A 17,511-nucleotide genomic window follows, 5' to 3' on the forward strand; every position below is an offset into this window, starting at 1 on the left:
ACAAGGAGCACCACACTATGTCCCTGCTGAAGCGTATCCAAGATGTAAACAAGGGCGGCGCCGACAAGAAGTACGACGCCTTCGGCGCCGTGTTCGAGGTCAGCACCGCCGTGGAATCGAACGGCGCGGTCAAGCTGACCGGGAAGCTGCTGAACGAGAGCAACCCCAAGGTGAAAGCCGGCGAAGAGATCGTCGTCACCTTCCGCGGCGAGTCCGCGAGTAAATCCCTGACCAACTTCGTCAAGGGCAACGGCAAGAAGTCGCTGGCCGCCCCGGATGCCGCGAAGGGCACCTTCCTCACCCTGGAAGGTTGCTTCTTCAGCGACGAGATGGAGGATGGCAAGCGCGTACTCAGCTCGCGCTGGCTCAACACCCTGGCGTCCAGCAATGACACCGACCACGACAACCGCTCGTTCATCGAGAACATCCTGGCGACGGCGCCGCGTATCTCGTTCAAGAACCCCGCGGTGCAGCCGGGCGAGCCCGAGCGCATCACCCTGCCAGTGAACGCCCGTACCGTGACGGCCCGCGTCAAGACCGACCATGGCACCTTCGAGAAGGAGTTTCCCGTTACCTGGGCGGTCCAGAAGCTGGAGGCCCTCGGCCCGAACGACAAACCGCAAGTGCACATCGATACCGTGGAGCCGTCGAACGCCCGCAATGTGCGCAGCCGCCAGGATCTGGAAGAAGTCCTCGCCGAACAACTCGGCCGTGGCACCAAGGCGCTCGCGCTGCTGCGGGTGACTGATGGTGAAGATGTACTGACTCGTGCTGTGTACGTCGGCTTCAAGCGCGACGGTGACGAGTACGTGCCCGACACCGAGAAAACCCTGGAAGATCTGTTCAAGAACAACATCTTCAAGGGCATCCCGAACGACGACCTGTTCGCCGGCCTGGTCAATGGCGACGTGCGTGTGGAAAGCATTCCCGGCTACCGCATGAACTACGCCGGCGATCCGACGCAGGACAACAACGCAGCGTTCAAGCTGATCAGCGAGGTGAAGGCCGGTCGCACCCAGCGCTACGAAATGATTTTCGGTGAACAGGCAAACCTGTTCAGCAAGGTCATCCTCCCCGGCATCGCTCGCACCGACACGATCTCCGGCTTCTCGCCGTTCAACATCCTCGCCGACGAACCGGGCACCTACCTGGCGAACCAGTTCAGTACCCCTCTGGTTCGCCCGGGCGCCGAGCCGCAACCGCCGAAGCTTCCGGCTGAAGAAGCGCAGGAACCGGCCCCCGACTTCGCCTCGCTCGAAAGCGAGTTCGATACCGCGCTCAAGGGCGAGGAGGAGGCTCCGGCCGGTCCTCGTCCGTAACGCCTTCAAGGCAAGCAGTAGCCATTTCAGCCGCTTTCGAGCGGCTGTTTTTTACGCCTCCGGTAGTGATCGCCATGCAACCAGCCACCCCCACTCAAACCAAGAACCTCGTCAACTGGATCCAGCTCAACACAGATGATCCGGAAACGCGCTTGGTGGCAGTCAAGTTCCCTTCGGGTACCAAGCGCCTCGTGTTGGTAGCGAACCAGGATCTCACCAACGGCCAGCTCCAGGTGTTGGGCGAGCTGGGCTTCTATCGCAGTCGGTCGGGGTTCCTGGTTCGCGATGACCTGCGCTTCAGCCTGCAGCAGATCCAGAAAGCTTTTCCCAAAGCCCATCCGGTGAAGGTGCCGATGAACTGGGTGACTCGCATCATGCCGGAGCGCCCGGTTTCACCAGCTAGTGCGACTGTGTCCACTCCCAAGGTCTCTGCCCCGGCAATCAGCATCCCCCCGCAGGTTCCGGCGCAAGGCCGCGAACAGTCCGTAGGGAACGAAAGCGAAGACCGGCCCGACGAGGTTCTTCCGGTAACGGTCACCGTCAACAACGCGGTGATGTCAGCCCGGCCGCTTGGCATGAATTACCGTGGCCAGATGGTCTTCCTGGGTGAGGATGGACGCTTCATTCAGGGGCCAGCCCAACAGATCATTCGGGAGGCCGACAGCCGCGGTGCCACATTCCTGTATGGGGCAACTGCGGAGGACCTGGCTTTATGCGCCGATGGCTTGGTGAGGGAGATTGCCGGCGGCAAGGTCCTGCGGTTCGACGATCTGAAGCGCTTCAGCAGTATCGTGACGGAGATCCCTGAGGGGGCTGTTCTCTCTTCTCCTCGGGCAAGAGAGGTACAGGAGGCAATCGAGGCCGCGCTGGTTCGGCACATTCGCAAACAACCTGGGATGACGCCTAAAGCTGCCTACAGTCTGGCCATCAAGCTGCACGAAGGGCAACCGCCGCTGGCTGCACGTACCTCCGAATCCGTTGCTCTGCAGCAGTATTCGACGCCGCTTCCATTGAGTGTTGCTGTCCAGCAAATCGTTGGCGGCTTCAAGGGGCGTTCTGTTCTGGAGCCGACGATTGGCAACGGCTCGCTGGTATGCACCGTCAAGGACGCCGCCTTGGCCGGCGTCGAGCTCGACGCTCGGCGCCTTGATGCGATCCGGAGAGACCGGTCGGAGGCGAACCTCCAGCATGGCGATGCCACATCCTTCGACTTCCGCTCGCTTAATGGTGGCGGGGACTTCGATGTCGTTTTAAGCAACCCGCCATTTGGGGGCCTGCAGCCACCCCGCATGATGTCCGGGCTCAAGGTCAGCAGGGTAGACCACCTGATCATGATCCGGTCGCTGCAGGCGCGGGCGGACGACGGCGTAGGGGTCTATATCATCGGCGCGGACAGCTACCTTGACAGCCAGGCCGGGCTCGTCACAGGCGGTTCTCGGTATCTCTTCAACTGGTTGGCGGATCGCTACCAGGTCGACGCCGTCGAGGTGGATGGTGGGATTTACACCAAGCAGGGGGCTTCTTTCCCGATTCGTATCGTCGTGGTCGGGAGGAAGGAAGCCGGGCATGCCCAAGTGCCCGATCGGCTGCCGGTGCTGCTGGACCACGACGAGGTGTTCGAATGGGCTGCCGGCATGTACGAGAAGTATGGCCTGGCGGAGATTCGAACTCCTGAAATGGGCCTTCAGGAAGCGCTCAGCGATTCGGCCGTCGTCGAGCTCGATGGCGATGCCCCGGTGGAGGATCGCTCAGCTGAGCAATCCCATCCCCCAGTTGAGACGGAGTCCGGTGCGGCAAGGGCGGTCGCGCCGGTGGATCGCAGCGAGGAAGAAGAAAACTCGTACCAGTCGCCATATGCGGCTTTCAGCCGAGCCGGCGAGGCCACAGCGATGGTCCCCCGAAACCTGGCGACGCCTACCCGTATGGCTCTGACAGAGGTTGTGCGAGAAGAGGGCGATGTCGACGGTTTCGTGGCGGCTGAACTGGGGTGGTCCGTGGAGGAGTTGGGCGGCTATCTCTCCCCTGAGCAGGTTGACGCCGTGGCCCTGGCCATCAACTCCTTGCAGAAGGGGAGGGGCTTCCTGGAGGCGGACCAGACAGGGTTGGGTAAAGGGCGGGTGATGGCTGCCTTGGCCAGGTACTCGGTCCTGCAGCAGAAGACGGTTGTCTTCCTAACCGAAACGCCGACGTTGTTCACGGACTTCTGGCGGGACATCAGCGACATCGGATCGGCCGAGCTTTTCACGCCGATGATCGTCAACGATGGAGTGTCGATCTTCGATCCGATCTCTGGCAACAAACTGGTTCCAGCCACACCCAAGGCGGTGATCCAGGCCGCGCTCGATGGCGGGGTGGTGGATCCCGCCTACAACCTGGTGCTCGGTACTTATTCCCAGTTCAACCGGGACAGAGCCAAATCTTCGAAGGCGCGCTGGATCAGCCAGATCGCGGAGGGCAAAGCGTTATTGCTGGATGAAGCGCACAACGCGGCCGGCGAGTCGAATACCGGGCAGAACATCGGTCTCGCCATCGACAACGCCGACTTCGTCGTTTACTCCTCGGCGACGGCCATGAAGGCTGGCAAGAACGTGATGCTGTATTCCGAGCTCTTCCCCGAAACAGTGGATATGGGAGCGTTACCGGAGACGCTCGCCATTGGCGGCGAGGTTCTGCAGGAGGTGCTCTCGGGAATGCTGGCTCGGGACGGCGTGTTTATTCGGCGCGAGCATGACCTCAGCAATCTGGCATTTAGCACCGTCAGCGACGACGGGCGAGAGGAACGAAATCGATCGCTTTCGGACAAGCTCGCCGAGATCCTGGAGCTGATGAACTACTTGGCCGGCGACATCAATGAGTTGGTCAACAAGCGGAACAAGGAGATCAAAAAAGCACTTGAAGCCATTCCGGAGGTGGAGCGCAAAGGCAACCGGATGGGAGCGGTCAGCACCAACTTTGGGTCGCGCCTCTACGCGATTTACCGCCAGTTCATGATGGCCATCAAGACAGACCTCGCTGCTGACAGGGCTATCAAGGCCCTGGAAGAGGGCAAAAAGCCTGTCATCGTGTTGGAGAACACCATGGAGTCCCTCCTGGTGGACATTGTGGCCGACCTACGGCCTGGCTTCGATGACGTTGATGCCGAAGAGTTCGGAACCAGCCTGCAGGGCGAGACCGAACTGGATGGCTATCTCACCTTCCGGGATGTGCTGCACCGCATGCTGCATCGCCTGACCTACTACGTGGAGACCAACCGCTATGGTGAGGCCACCAAGGTCCCCGTGACCTCCGAAGAGTTCATGGATGTGGTTTCGACAGTGGACGGGTTGATCAATGACTTCCCGGATCTGCCGGTGTCGCCACTGGATGAGATCCGAACCCGAATCGCGACGGCTGGTTTCATCTGCGATGAGCTTTCCGGCCGCAAGCTGCAGATCCATCAGCGAGCAGGGAGCTTCTTTGCATCGCCTGTGCTTGAACGGCCCAAGGCGCAGATCGTGAAGGACTTCGTGACGGGCACTACCGATGCCCTTCTGCTGACACGTGCCGGCAGCACGGGTATCAGCTTGCATGCCGGCGAAAAGTTCCCTGACCAGCGGCGCCGGGTAATGATCGAGCTTCAGTCCGCCGCGGACGTGAACACTCGGGTGCAGTTCTTCGGTCGCGTCAACCGGAAGGGCCAAACGTCGTCGCCGGAAATCGAGACGTTGTCGTCGGGCTTGATCGGCGAGGCCCGGCCCATCGCGATGCAGAATTCCAAGCTCCGGAAGCTATCTGCCAATACAACCGCAAACCAGGACAACGCTGCTCTGGACCGATCGGTACCGGACTTCATCAATGCCATTGGTGACGAGGTCGCCTTCCGGTATTTGGAGGCCAATCCGCGAATTGCGCAGCGTCTCGACATCAATCTGGAGAATGAGGACGAGCGCGAAGAATCGTACTTCATCAACAAGCTGACCAGTCGGCTTGTGATGCTGCGTGTGGTCGAGCAAGAGCAGATCTACGAAGCGCTCACCAATGAATACCTCCGGGTCATCAAGGAGCTCGACGCCAAGGGCGTGAACCCCTTGAAATCGCGAGAGCTTGATGTGCGAGCGCGGGAGGTGGCGCGGGTGGTGTACGAGAGCGGGAATCCCCATTCCGATAGCGCATTCAATCAGCCGGTCTTCGCCAAGACGATCGAGTATGACGTCGCGCTGGATCCGATGAGGTCGGATGCCGTCAAGCGCCTGGTTCGTGAGGGTTCTGCTGCGGTTGAGCACTTCAGGATCAATCATGAGCGACGTCAGAACCAGGACTTCTTCCTTGCCCTCAAGGGGTTCCTTGCGGTCAACCGACGGAAGTTTCTGGAAACCGTTTTAGCGAAGGATTGCAAGTCGGTTGACGAGGCGTTGGCGGCTAAGAGGCCGAACTCTGTTCAGAAGATGATGCACCGCCTCAAGGTGCTTGATGGCGTCCTCGACGGACTGCAGGTCGGGGCCGTAGCCAGGTTTACCAACAACGACGGTGAAACTGATTTCGGCGTTATCGCTTCGATCGCCGTGCCTGACAACCCGAAACACATCCACCTGCTTGGAGGGTATGAGCTCAGCTTTGCAGTACCGGGCCGGCAAACGCTGATCGACCGGACGCTCTACAGCCTGCAGGACGACGTCCAGTTCCGGATCATGCCAAAGGCCGGATTGCTGGATGACCTCATGCTGCGGTTCGACACTGCGCCCGCAGGGAACGTGACATACCAGCGGCTGATTCTCGACGGCAACCTGTTCAAGGCCGCGCAGATCGCGGCTGCGGGCTCCATCGGCAGCAGCATCATTTACACCGATGAGCGGGGTGCGCGTCACCGCGGGGTGCTGATGGCCAGGGGCGTCGACCTCAAGCATTTGCAAAGCCTGCCAGTTCGCGTGGAAACGGCGGCTATGTGTGGTGAGGTACTCGACCGGTTCCCAGCGGTGAAGCTCACAACTTCGCCAGGCTTGAGCGATGACGACGAAAGCGAGATGCGTCTTTTCCTGCAGGACGGCATGGCCGTCATGGAGGTTCCCGGAAGCAAGGTCTGGGGCGGTCGTTACTTTGCGAACGAGGACCTGATCAAGGTTACCGGGCCTTTCGCCGGTACGCGGAAGGTGATGGTGGCCAAGTTTCCCACCGAAAACATCTCGAAAGCGATGGGGATTTTGTACAGGCAGGGCGTTTCGCTATATGCGGAATCCTCTTTGAGACAAGCTATTAACAATTTAAGAGGTGTCATATACTCTAATGAAAGTGAAAATGAAGAGCGCATGCGCGCTGTGAAAGCTTAGGGAGGCTGCATGACGCCATTCGAGAAATTCTGCTCCCGCATGGAAATGCCATCGGGTATCGGCCGCGAGCTGCCTTATGTGCAGCTCGGGTTTGTTAGCGCTGATCAAAGCACTGGGGCAGATGCCGCAGTTGAGTGGATTGAGGGTGATGACGAGCACCGGATCCGATTTTCGGTATCCGAGTGGAAAAAGGCCGAGGCCGGCGTCATCCGTGAGCCGGTAATGCAGGTCGAGTTTTCGGAAAGCTCCGGTGAGCTTTTGGTGCCCGCCGGTGAGGGTGGCGAAGTGATGGCCGATCTGCTGTTGGCCATGCAGGGTATGAGGGTGCTAGGGGGTGATGATGCAAGCGCGTAGAAGCATTGCCCTGGTATCACTCTCCCGCGGCCGAATCTTTGCCGCCGGATCCATTCGGGGGGTAGTTCAAGCTGTCCTTCAGGTACCGGCGAAGGTTCTGGATCCCGATCTTCATGCCAGTTTCCTTCTGAATGAACTCGCGGATATCGCTGGGGGTGAGACGCTCCTGAGCAAGCACCGCAATGGCGGGCTTGATCTCGTCAAGTTTGGTGCGGATTCGGTGAGAAAGGCCCCCGTTTTTTTCCCGAGCGAAGGTGCCGGCTTTTTTCACCAAGTCTTTCAGTTGTTTGTCCATCTGATGGACTCCTTTTTCGAACTCGTTTTGATGATACCAAACCTTCCGAACTCGGCTTGGAAACCGTTTCGCAATTGGCCAGTGGAGGCATCTTGAGATGAAAGTCTACGTCGCCGAGAAGCCAAAGCTGGGTAAGGCCATGGTTCAGGTCTTGTCAAAGACCTCGCCAATAACCAACAGGGGGGGGACTTTTGCGGAAGGAAATGGTTGGGCGGTTTGCTGGGCTGCGGGGCACATTTTTGCGCTCGAAGAACCCGATTACTACATCGGAGCTGCTTTCCCAGGCGCCCCGAAGGGTAAGAACGGCAAGTTCAAATGGAGTTGGGATCACCTGCCGCTCTTCCCTGGGCAGAGCGATTTACCAGGGTGGTCGATAGCGCTCGACTCCGAGAAAAAAGATCTGTTCAAGACGATCAAGTCTTTTGTCGCGAAGGCCACTGTGGTGGTCAATGCCGGGGATCCCGACCGCGAAGGGCAGTTGCTTATCGACGAGATCCTGGAGTTTCTGGGCAACCGGAAACCGGTGCGGCGCGTGCTCATTTCTGGTTTCGATGAGACGACTGTCGCGAACGGTTTGAAGGGGGAGTGCGACAACGCCGGCTTCATCGGTCTTCGTGACGCAGCGCGATCGCGCTCAAGGGCTGATTGGCTGGCGGGGATGAACCTCAGTCGTGCCATTTCCCTTCACGCGAAGGAATGTGGATTTCAAGGGTCGCACATAGCCTACGGCCGCGTGATGACCGCGTTGTTGGGGCTGATCGTCCAGCGTGACCTGGCGATCGAAAATTTTGTTCCCGTTGATTATTTCGCGCTTTCGGCGCGATTCAAGGTCACCAAAGGCGATTTCCGTGCGCGCTGGAAACCGTACCCCAGCCAGGCGGGGCTGGATGAAAGAGGGCGGCTGCTGGATCGGCGAGTAGCCGACCAGTTGAACACTGCGGTCCAAGGCAAGACTGGCAAGGTGGTCGAATACAGCGACACTGAAAAGACCGAGTCGGCCCCTTTGCCGTTCTCTGTCGACCAGCTGCAAATCCTGGCGTCGAAGAAATTCGGCTACAAGTCGGATGCGGTGCTGAAGGCCCTGCAGAGCCTCTATGAAAAGCATGAGCTCACCACCTATCCGCGATCCGACTGCCAGTATCTGCCTGAGAGTCAGCATGCTGATGCTCCTGAAGTGTATGCCGCCGTCACGAATAACCTGCAATTTGGTGCACCGCTGCAGGACATTGATCTAACTCGCAAGTCGCGAGCCTGGAACACGTCCAAGACTCCGGTCCACCACGCGATCATTCCCACTACGCGACGGGCCAATATCTCCGTCCTTTCGGGGATCGAGCAGGACCTCTACGAGGAAATCTGCAGACGCTATTTGGCGCAGTTCATGCCGCTTCATCGCTACCGCCAGGTAGAGGTAGTGGTCGAGGTCTCGGGGCAGCGCTTCGGTACCTCCGGCACCACCCCGCTTCTGCCGGGCTGGAAGGCCCTTTACCCGGGCATGAAAACGAAGAAGAAAGGGGAAGACGACAGCGGCGAGAACGACGTGCTGCCGCCGATGGCTGTTGGGGATGCTGCCCTATGTGAAGGCCTGGACATCACTGCGAAGAAAACCACGCCACCCGATCACTTCACTGACGCCACGCTGCTCGACGCGATGATCAACGTGCACAAGTACGTCACCGACGAGCGCATCAAAGCGATCTTCAAGCAGATGATCGATGACCGGAAAGCGGGCGAAGAAGAAGCCGCAGGCGGCCTGGGGACCCCTGCAACAAGGCATACCTTCGTGCCGAAGTTGGTCGACCTGGCCCAGGTGGAGTTCGTGAAGCCGAAGGGTAAGCAGAAGGAAGAATTCATCATCTCGACTCAAGCCGGCAGGGCGCTGATCCAGGCGCTGCCTGCCGAGATCGCGAAACCGGACATGACCGCGTTGTGGGAAACGGCGATGCGCGAGATCGAGGCGGGCAGAAGCACCATCGATCGATTTGAGGCGATGCAGCGCTCGTGGATTACCAAGGTGATCGCGGAGATCCGCTCCAAACCCCTGAATATCCCCTACACGGGGCCGGCGAAAGCGGGGGCAGGCAAAGGTGGAAGCTCGGGCCCTCGTGTCGCACCGGAGCCGGTCGGCAAGGCCTGTCCGCAATGCGGCAGCCAATTGATGAAACGAATGGGAGGCAATGGGCCGTTTATCGGCTGCGAGGGCTTCCGGTCGGGTTGCAAGTACACCGAACAAGTAGCCGCATAAGGGGCAGAGATGATGATCGGCGTGAGAGATCTGGTGATTGACGAGTTGCGTGCTGTCGCAGCCGTACCGAATGGGCTGGACCGCAACGTGTTGGTGCGGATCCAAGACAGCATCGCTGCCGACGTGATTTACCTGTACCGGGAGCAGCTGGAACAGATGATGAGACGCCAGGAAGTCGCGGGCCTGCCCGCAGCCATTGCGAAGCAAGAGCGGCAGGATTTTTTCGCCGAGCGACTGAATCTGGAATACCGCAATCGGGCGGCCAACGGCCAAGGCTTCAGTTTGCCGCTCTATGTCGAGTCGGCGAAGAACTTCTACCACCTGGAGATCCGGCGCCATTTGCAGCAGGTGCAGGACTACCTGGTCCATGGGCGGGCGGTGAACGAGCTGAACGCCGGCGCCGAGAGCATCCGTGAACTGCGTGCTCGGGATCCCAGCCTGAACGCCCTGGCGCACAAGGTGGCCGGTGGACTGAATGCTATCAACGAAACCCTGGAGCGCCTTTCTCGGGTGCAAACCGGGGCGGCCGCTCAGGTCAGTCGTGAACTGCGTAGAGAAATGCGTGACGGCCTGGTTGAGCTGCAGGAAGACCAGTTTGCGAATTCGCTGCTGTCCGAGGCGCAAATGTTGGCGGGAGTTCAGCGTATGAGCAACGAGCTGGAAGAGGGCGGGAATAGCCTGAAAGTCCGTTGACAATACGCAATAATAACAGAAAATAACATTTGCCAATTCAGATAGAGGTATCGCCATGACTGTTGCTCTGAATACCCAATTCACCTATCCGCAGGTCGTCATCCAGTCGGCCGTTCAGTTCCCCGCCGGCCACTATGTTGAGCTGGACGATATCGCGTTCGAGGCGAACGGCCTCGGCCGCAAAGTGGTCCAGGCTCAGTCGGTGACCGCGCATGGCAAAGAGTTTTCCGTCGCCTACCTCAACGTCGACGGAACCGGTTATGTGCCGATCCAGGACAGCTCCCGCCCTGTTGATCTGGGAGACCTGGATTCGATCACTCGTGATAACGCGGATCTATTTCGCGCCGTGCATCAAGCCTTCGGCGGAGCTGCGGATAGTTACAGCCACCTGGAACTAGTGGTCGCTCTCCGTAACGCCATTCACCAGGGTATCGCTCCTCTGAACTCGGCCGAGCTGAAGCGGATCGCCGGCGAGGCGCGTGTCTATGCGAAGCGTGCTTTGTGGGTTCACCTGAACTCGATCGAGGCGATCACTGATGCACCGATCAATTGGGCATCCAAAGAGCTGTAAGAACTGCCAATAGGCGAGGGGGGACGAATGCGGAAAGTAGTAAGCCCGGTGTTCCAGCCGATCGTGGACGCTCGGACAGGTGCTGTCTCGCATTACGAAGCCCTTGCCAGAACGAGGGGGGTCCGTTCCGGGCATGTAAAACTACTGCAGCTGGGCGAGGAATTCGGTTTCATCGACCTCATCGACTTCGAAGTGCTGCGGCATGTTTTCCGTTTACTGCGCGATCGGCCATATGTGCGCGTCGCTGTTAACGTGTCCGTGTTGACGATAGAAGAATCCTGTAACGAGCTGCTTTCGCTGGTGTTCAAGAATATGGATCTGGCACACCAGGTCGTTTTCGAGATCACCGAAACTGCGCAGATCAACGACATGCCGAGGATCCAGCAGTTCGTCGCGGCGGTTCGCCTATTGAACGCGAAGGTGGCCATCGACGACTTCGGCGATGGTTACTTTACCGCGCCGCTCGTGCGCGAAATCCAACCGGAATACCTGAAGCTGAGTGGCGACTTGGTTGCAAGGCTCTGCAGCAGCGGAGAGATCCTGCCTATCCGGGATCTTGCGCGCTCGTTCGGCGGTGAGTTGATCGCCGAGCATGTCGACTCCGAAGAAAAGCTCGCCCGGCTGAGGGAGCTGCGCGTGGGGCTCGTCCAGGGGTTTCATGTAGGCCCCATCCTGGAAGAGCTGCCCGATCTGCAGGAAAGCCGGCAGCTCGCTCTCGGTGTTGCGAGGATCGGGCTATGACATCCGCTCTGCCGGTTGTGCTCGACGAATACCTCTTGCACCGAGGTGAGCTCGATGGCGTGCAGTCTTGCGCCTTACTCTGGCTTGCGTCCGATTGGCCGTTCCACGATGCCGTTGTGCAGGTGGTGTCGAGGCCTCTCGACGTTCGACGTGATGTCCGGATCAAGAGCGAGGCCGGTGATATCGTCCTGCCGGCCGTGGAGAGTCAATGCCTTGAGATTATCGAGGCGGCGGGTCTTCACGTGCTTTTCCAGCCGCGGCCCGGAGTGACCGAGGTCCGGCATGTTCCGTTGTCCGGAGGACTGCATGGGTAGCGGAGTTACCGATTTTCTGATGTCCGGGACGACTGTTGTGCACTCGAAAGAGGGTTCTACGCCTGGGGCGAAGACACTGCTCAGAACGATTGCTGCCGGCGTCCTGGCGTCATTGTGTTTGGCAGCGCCGGTGAGCGCTGCAGATGGCCGCCAGGCGGGTCTCTCGGGCCTGGCTCATCTGGGGCAGGACTCCATTTCCCAGGAGCTTCAGAATCTGGCGGCTCCGGGCTCTACTTCTATCCGAATCGTGTCGACATCATCGGCTGATTTCATGCAGTTCGTCAGCCAGGCCCCCGCTTTTCTGATGCGAGGTTCCCCAGACCTTCTGGATCCGCAGAGCCGTTTCTGGTTGGCAGCAGAGCGAGGTGGGGACCGCCAGTTCGCCATCAAATTGTCGGAGAAGAAGTACCTCTGGAGTGAGCGAGAGACTCTTTGCTTTGTTGGCGGTCTTGAAGGCGTCGGCGCCGATATGGCTATCAGCGATTCCGGTCTCAAATATGTGGATGACGCGATCAATGGTGGGCCTCGGGTCCTTCAGTCGGCAGAGGAAAAATTGTTTTTTGCGACGGTCCACGAGCTGCAGCATTGCCGCGATGTGAGTGGTGATGACCTGCGGCGTCGTGCCATTGCTGAGTTTGGGGTAGCCGGAAAGTTATATGGCACTGCGCTTCGCGAGCTCAAGGCCGACCTCGCTGTAGCGCTCGCGCATGCGAGCAAGGATGGCTCCTTCGTCAACGCAGCGGCGTCGCTGGGGGCCTTCCGCGGGGCTTCGTTGGCGGATCCCGAGCATGCGACGGAGCACATGCTCGGGATTGTCCTTCAGCGGCTGGACGCAAGTAGCTATCGCGGCATGCACGTCGCCGAACTGTATGACGCCGTTGAGCAAATTTTCGAGACGTTGGATCCCCTTTCTAACAGGCAGCTGCGGCATGCCTTTGTGAGCGAAGTTGCCGAGAAGGCTGAGCTCTACGAGCGGATTCAGCGCCGGCCGGCGACATGGGCTGACGAGGCTATGAAGTTGTTGCCGGCACTGGTCCTTTCTGGTGAGAGCCGACCTGCCCTGGATGTCGATGGTCGGGCTTCACGCCTGGTCGATGTACTCCTGCAGAACGATCTGCGTCATCCGCACATTCTCGCTGAAGAGAAGCTGCGGTCTTCCGAGATGTACAAGGCGCTGCTCGATCTCGTTGGGGAGCACGCCACTGCTCAGCAAGTTGCCAGAATGGCTTTGGTCGACGAAATCACGGCTCACGGACGTCAGCCCGTCTTTCAGTTGCCAGGCGATCAAGGTCTGGGGGCGGAAGGGTATCTGGACATGCTGAATGCTCAATCCAGCGGGCTTACTCAGGAAATAGTTCGACAGCACGAGGCGGACTCGTTGAGGCCCTCGCCGATCTAGGTCGCAAAGGGTAGGGTGGCCATCAGATTATTTTGGGCGCGCTGAATGTTGATGTTGAGTGTTGTGATCGAAAACCCAAAGGCCAATTTGGACGCCAGACAGGGCATGTAGAGGTCGAACGTCCTTTGACGCTCGTAGGGCCCTCTCTGGGCCACAAAGTCATTTTCGAGCACTGAAGGGGCGGTCGATGGCGTAGAGGGTGGTTGTGGCCGAACAAGTTGGTAAGGAGGTCGGATGAATCGTTTACGGGTACTTAAACAGCGTGCAGCGCGGGGCAAGGCCGGCGTATGCAGAAACCCGGATGGCTGGTATGCCGCCCATGGTCGCGGCTGGGGTGACTGCCATGGGCCGGTATCGCGTCGAGAGGCGATCCAGCTGGCCGCCAGGTGGGGGATGCCGACGAAGGCAGTCAAGATCGTGGTTACGACCGATTGAGTGGGAGGGGCGATGAACCAGAACTACATCAGCGCAATGGTCCTTTGTCGCGATGGGAATGCCGGCACGTTCAAGGTTTCGATTAACGAGCAAGGCGAGTTGGTGTCCACAGCGCCAGAGTGGCAGCCGGAAAGTCCCTCCGACTCGCCGACGGAGAAGGTTGGAGTTGTGCCGACGATCGAAGGGCGTACCGGTATCGGTCATGTGATCGATGGCGACGTATGGCGAGATCTGGAAGCGAATGGGCGGCTCGATGATGTCTGGCGATTTGTGCTGGATGGCGAAAGCGTCGAGGAGGCTGTCGAATCCGCCTTGCATGGGAGCAGATGCGCTATGTAGCGGCTAAATGATGATGTTGAAGTGGGGGGATTTTCACCGTGAAAAGGCGCTCCCCATAAACTTTCACCTTTGAAGTGCCTGGGCGCTTCTGTGAGCCGCGTAGAACGCACGTCTGGCGCGGTCTCCCCATATCCGTTCACCTTTCGGGTAGGGCGCCCCATATCCATTCACCTTACTAGGGACGCTAGATGTCGAATACAAGCATTTTGAGCGATGCCGATTGGCCGCATAAGCGGGACGTCGTCTTGCTGGTCAAACCCAGTGCGCGCAAGCGGGTAGGTCTCACCCTCTTGGCCATCGCCATTTTATTTTGCGGGGGCATGGCGGTCCTCGGCGAACGTGGCCCTGTCTCGTCGTGGCTGCAGTCCATGGATCGAGAGGCTGATCGCGCTAAGTTGGAGCCGGTGATGCGAAAATTCGCTGAGCAGGGCAAGCCGGAAGCGATCATCTGGCTTGCGCAGAACTTCCCGAAAGAGAACAGGACCTCTCTCGAAGCTTTGGCGAGCCAAGGGAACGGAACGGCGCTCTTCACCCTCGCGGCGCTGCGCCTCCGTGACGGCGACGAAGGCGAATTCGAGTCATTGATGCAGCAGGCAGCAGAGGCAGGTAATGCTGACGCTCTTCGTTTCATCAAGCGCCAGGCTGAGCGCTGAGGCATCTATCCGTGGCGTGATTTTGAAACCTAGATCACGCCACGGATAGTCCACCGTAAGTTGCGAGCGAAGGGGTGTTGGTGGTGGCAGAGACATATACCTGTGGTGGCTGTGGAGCGGAATTTTCCCCCGGCGATCATGTGTGCCGGGGGTGTCACGGTCGAATCGTTTATGGCGCCCTTCCGGAAGAGGTTTCGAAAGGAGCGGGTGCTGCAGGGGCGGTCTGGGCGTCTATTGCCTTTGCAGTCCTGTTTCTGTTGCCGGTGGTAGTGTCTAGCTGTTTCGGTGTGGCTGTCCCGATTGGCCTCGGGCTTGGGTTGTGGGGATTGCTGGTTGTCTTTGCTGTCTGGGTATGGGGGTATCGGTGGGGCCGGAAGAGGGCTGTCGCTGCGCGAATTGGCATGTGCAGGACTGTTGTTGATAGGAGCCGGTCGTGATCAAGTTGGCTGCGGATAGTTCACCGGTGGCGAAATTCATTCGCCATAGGCGCTTGGTCGCCGATATGCGCCTACCTGGTGTGGTCGCGGCTGAGTTCCAGGGTTGGGTTGGCTCCTGCTCAGTTCGTTATCGTCTCAGGGGTGCTGAGCACGCGGATGTGATTTCCTCAGTAGATGAAGCCTTGCTGGTGGCTGGCATGCTGAGTGCCCCACTGGCCGGCGCTGACTCGGTGCGCGTCGAGCCTGCTACATCCGGGCAGGCTGACTTCCGCACGGCATTGGAGTGGGGAAGGGCTCGGCTTGGCGAGGTCGACCTGGCGAAATTGCTGGCTTGGTGGTCTCTCTGAGAGCAGATGGGTTGCTCTCGATCTTTTGACTTTCATTAGGCTATAGTAAGCGCTAATTTGCTGAGAAAGCTTTAGCGCATGAAGCTGTCCGACTACAAGAAGTCACCGAAAGAGTTCATTCAGGGGGTCCGTTCTGACGGGTTCCGGGTGGGCTTGTCCACGGCTTTCGCTCCTTGGATTAGCGCCTTTTTCCGTGAGAAGCATGGTGGTACCTGGTTTGGCCAGGGCCGTATGTGGGCCTTCGACCGCTCGAAAATCAATGGCGCATTCGCGGCGAGTTTGGCCGAAAACCTGCCATCCGGAATCCTCTACGATGTCGGGCAGTTTGCGCAAAAGCTTCGCATCGCCCTGGCGTCTCCCGATCCGGACCTGTTCGCGCCCTTCCTGGATGTCCAGATCTTCCCTGTTGAGGGCGGAGACTTCGTTTGCCTATCGCGGTTTGATCCTCTCCTAGTTAGCACGTTGCAGGGCCTGCAGGGCACCTTCCTGCGTAATCGAAATGCCTGGCGGGTGAAGGTTGCCCTGCCGCGATTGCTTGAGGTGCTGGAGACGCAGGCTGGAATCCGTCGAGAACACATCTTCCTCAGCGATACCGAAATCGTTCTGGAGCAGCATGCTTCGATGGGTGAGGGAGACCGACCAGGTGTTCAGGTGGGCGGTATGGTCCCTGAGCGAGTCGGCGCTGGGGATGCGGAAGGCGAGAACGCGATGTTGAGCGTGATCGCAAAACCGATGAAGGAGCTTTGGATCAACGAGGCGGATTTGGCGAAGGCTGTCCAGGCATATGGGCTGCATGGTGAGTATGCCTACCAGGAAGTGGGCGTTCGTCATCTCCTAAGGTACTCAAGCTGTCTGCTGGCCGATGATATGGGGCTCGGGAAGAGCCGCCAGGCTGTCGTCGCTGCGAGCTTGGTCACGGGGCCGGGTGCAGTGCTGGTGGTCTGCCCAGCCAGCCTGCGGATCAACTGGGAGCGGGAGATCCATATAATCCAGCCCGACGCGAAGGTTGTGATTTGCGGCGATGGCGAGGCCTGGTCGCAGGCTGACTGGCTGATCGTGAACTACGAGAGGTTGGGCGCCGTCGTTCAGGCCATGAGCGACGGCGATGTGCGCTTCCGAGTGATGCTGTGCGATGAGGCTCACTATCTCAAGGAGCCCGACTCCACCCGTACCCGAAATGCCTTCCTGCTCTCGAAGCATATCGAGCGCCGGTTCCTTCTGACTGCGACTCCGGTGCTGAACCGGGAGAGCGAGCTGCATAACCTGCTGCGGCTCTCCGGTCACCCAATCGGAGCCATTCCGCTTAGCGATTTTCTGTCGGACTTTGCCGGCTCTCCAGAGCTCAGGAAGGCATTGAGCGAGCGCGTTTCCGAATGGATGTTGCGCCGGCGTAAAGATGTACTGGCTTCGTTGAAGGGCAAACGTCACGAATTTAAGTATGTAGATCTAGCGACTGGCGAGCGTGATCAGTACCTAGCAGCGGTCTCCGACAACACGCAGACCGCCATCGTCAAAATCGGAAAGATCCGTCAGCTACTGGAGCGTCTAAAGGCTTCGTGGCTGATCGATACGATCACATCATTGGGTGACGACGACAAGTCGATCATCTTCTGCGAGTACACCGAGTCTGTGGCCTACCTGGCCGACGAGTTCGCCAAGGCCGGGATCCAGACGGTGACCTTCACCGGATCTAATTCTGGAACAAGAAAGCAAAAAGCGATCGACACCTTCATGTCGGATCCGGCGGTCAAGGTGTTCATCGGCACGACCAAAGCAGCCGGTGTAGGCCTGAACCTGGTCGCTGCCAACTACGTGTTCTTCGCGTCGCTACCGTGGACTGCTGCGGCGAAGCGACAGGCCGAAGATCGCGCCTACCGAAACGGCCAAAAAAGAGCCGTCACCGTCTTGATGCCCGTGATCTCCGGGACGATCGACGAGCAGGTCGTACTACTGCTGCAGCACAAGGAAAGCATTGAGCAGGATCTGCTCGATGACTCTGTTCAGGATCCCGGCCTCGTCGAAGAGCAGATGGCCGCCAAGCTTTTTAACGCAGCGTGAGTGGAGGG

The 17,511-nt window shown here is 59.1% G+C and carries 14 protein-coding genes; 12 read left to right on the forward strand and 2 right to left on the reverse strand.

Annotation, left to right across the window (positions count from 1 at the left end):
* Positions 1-17: 17 nt before the first annotated feature.
* From DMX12_RS06120 to DMX12_RS06130, 3 genes are all read left to right on the forward strand, one after another.
* Positions 18-1,319, forward strand: a complete 1,302-nt coding sequence (locus tag DMX12_RS06120) for a hypothetical protein (RefSeq protein WP_009684332.1) — start codon at positions 18-20, stop codon at positions 1,317-1,319.
* A gap of 74 nt (positions 1,320-1,393) precedes the next feature.
* Positions 1,394-6,622 carry a strawberry notch C-terminal domain-containing protein gene (locus DMX12_RS06125; RefSeq protein ID WP_009684331.1) on the forward strand — a complete coding sequence of 1,743 codons (5,229 nt, stop codon included), beginning with the start codon at positions 1,394-1,396 and terminating at the stop codon, positions 6,620-6,622.
* Between the two features lie 9 nt (positions 6,623-6,631).
* Positions 6,632-6,976, forward strand: a complete 345-nt coding sequence (locus DMX12_RS06130) for a hypothetical protein (RefSeq protein WP_007975543.1) — start codon at positions 6,632-6,634, stop codon at positions 6,974-6,976.
* A 16-nt stretch (positions 6,977-6,992) separates the two neighbouring features.
* On the opposite strand, the gene DMX12_RS06135 is transcribed toward DMX12_RS06130, so the two are convergent.
* The gene (locus tag DMX12_RS06135; RefSeq protein WP_009684330.1) at positions 6,993-7,271 is read right to left on the reverse strand and encodes a hypothetical protein; all 279 of its coding nucleotides are present in this window, start codon (positions 7,269-7,271) and stop codon (positions 6,993-6,995) included.
* A gap of 97 nt (positions 7,272-7,368) precedes the next feature.
* Between DMX12_RS06135 and DMX12_RS06140 the strand changes: the two genes are divergently transcribed.
* The 4 genes from DMX12_RS06140 to DMX12_RS06155 are packed head-to-tail and all read left to right on the forward strand — an operon-like array spanning position 7,369 to position 11,521.
* Positions 7,369-9,516, forward strand: coding sequence for a DNA topoisomerase (locus DMX12_RS06140; protein ID WP_023118088.1), 2,148 nt, complete (start codon positions 7,369-7,371; stop codon positions 9,514-9,516).
* Between the two features lie 9 nt (positions 9,517-9,525).
* Entirely contained in the window at positions 9,526-10,209 is a 684-nt protein-coding gene (locus DMX12_RS06145; protein WP_023118087.1) for a hypothetical protein, read from the forward strand.
* 55 nt (positions 10,210-10,264) lie between these two features.
* Positions 10,265-10,780: a hypothetical protein gene (locus DMX12_RS06150; RefSeq protein WP_009684326.1), complete on the forward strand. Its 516-nt coding sequence runs from the start codon at positions 10,265-10,267 to the stop codon at positions 10,778-10,780.
* A gap of 27 nt (positions 10,781-10,807) precedes the next feature.
* Positions 10,808-11,521, forward strand: coding sequence for an EAL domain-containing protein (locus tag DMX12_RS06155; protein WP_009684325.1), 714 nt, complete (start codon positions 10,808-10,810; stop codon positions 11,519-11,521).
* A gap of 74 nt (positions 11,522-11,595) precedes the next feature.
* Here the strand turns inward: DMX12_RS06155 and DMX12_RS29255 are convergent, their stop codons facing one another.
* Positions 11,596-11,805 carry a hypothetical protein gene (locus DMX12_RS29255; protein ID WP_023118086.1) on the reverse strand — a complete coding sequence of 70 codons (210 nt, stop codon included), beginning with the start codon at positions 11,803-11,805 and terminating at the stop codon, positions 11,596-11,598.
* Between the two features lie 22 nt (positions 11,806-11,827).
* Between DMX12_RS29255 and DMX12_RS06165 the strand changes: the two genes are divergently transcribed.
* The 5 genes from DMX12_RS06165 to DMX12_RS06185 all read left to right on the forward strand — a co-directional run bounded on the left by DMX12_RS06165 (position 11,828) and on the right by DMX12_RS06185 (position 17,503).
* Entirely contained in the window at positions 11,828-13,234 is a 1,407-nt protein-coding gene (locus DMX12_RS06165; protein WP_009684324.1) for a hypothetical protein, read from the forward strand.
* A 447-nt stretch (positions 13,235-13,681) separates the two neighbouring features.
* Positions 13,682-14,008 (forward strand): hypothetical protein, encoded by a 327-nt coding sequence (locus tag DMX12_RS06170; RefSeq protein WP_009684322.1) that lies wholly within the window; start codon positions 13,682-13,684, stop codon positions 14,006-14,008.
* A gap of 188 nt (positions 14,009-14,196) precedes the next feature.
* Positions 14,197-14,661 carry a hypothetical protein gene (locus DMX12_RS06175; protein WP_031642858.1) on the forward strand — a complete coding sequence of 155 codons (465 nt, stop codon included), beginning with the start codon at positions 14,197-14,199 and terminating at the stop codon, positions 14,659-14,661.
* 433 nt (positions 14,662-15,094) lie between these two features.
* On the forward strand, positions 15,095-15,445 hold the full coding sequence (locus DMX12_RS06180) for a hypothetical protein (RefSeq protein ID WP_009684320.1): 351 nt from the start codon (positions 15,095-15,097) through the stop codon (positions 15,443-15,445).
* Between the two features lie 78 nt (positions 15,446-15,523).
* Complete coding sequence (locus DMX12_RS06185; protein WP_009684319.1) at positions 15,524-17,503, forward strand: DEAD/DEAH box helicase; 1,980 nt, start codon at positions 15,524-15,526, stop codon at positions 17,501-17,503.
* Positions 17,504-17,511: the final 8 nt, after the last annotated feature.

This window comes from Pseudomonas sp. MB-090624 (assembly GCF_003205245.1).
In the GTDB taxonomy this organism is placed as follows: domain Bacteria; phylum Pseudomonadota; class Gammaproteobacteria; order Pseudomonadales; family Pseudomonadaceae; genus Aquipseudomonas; species Aquipseudomonas juntendi.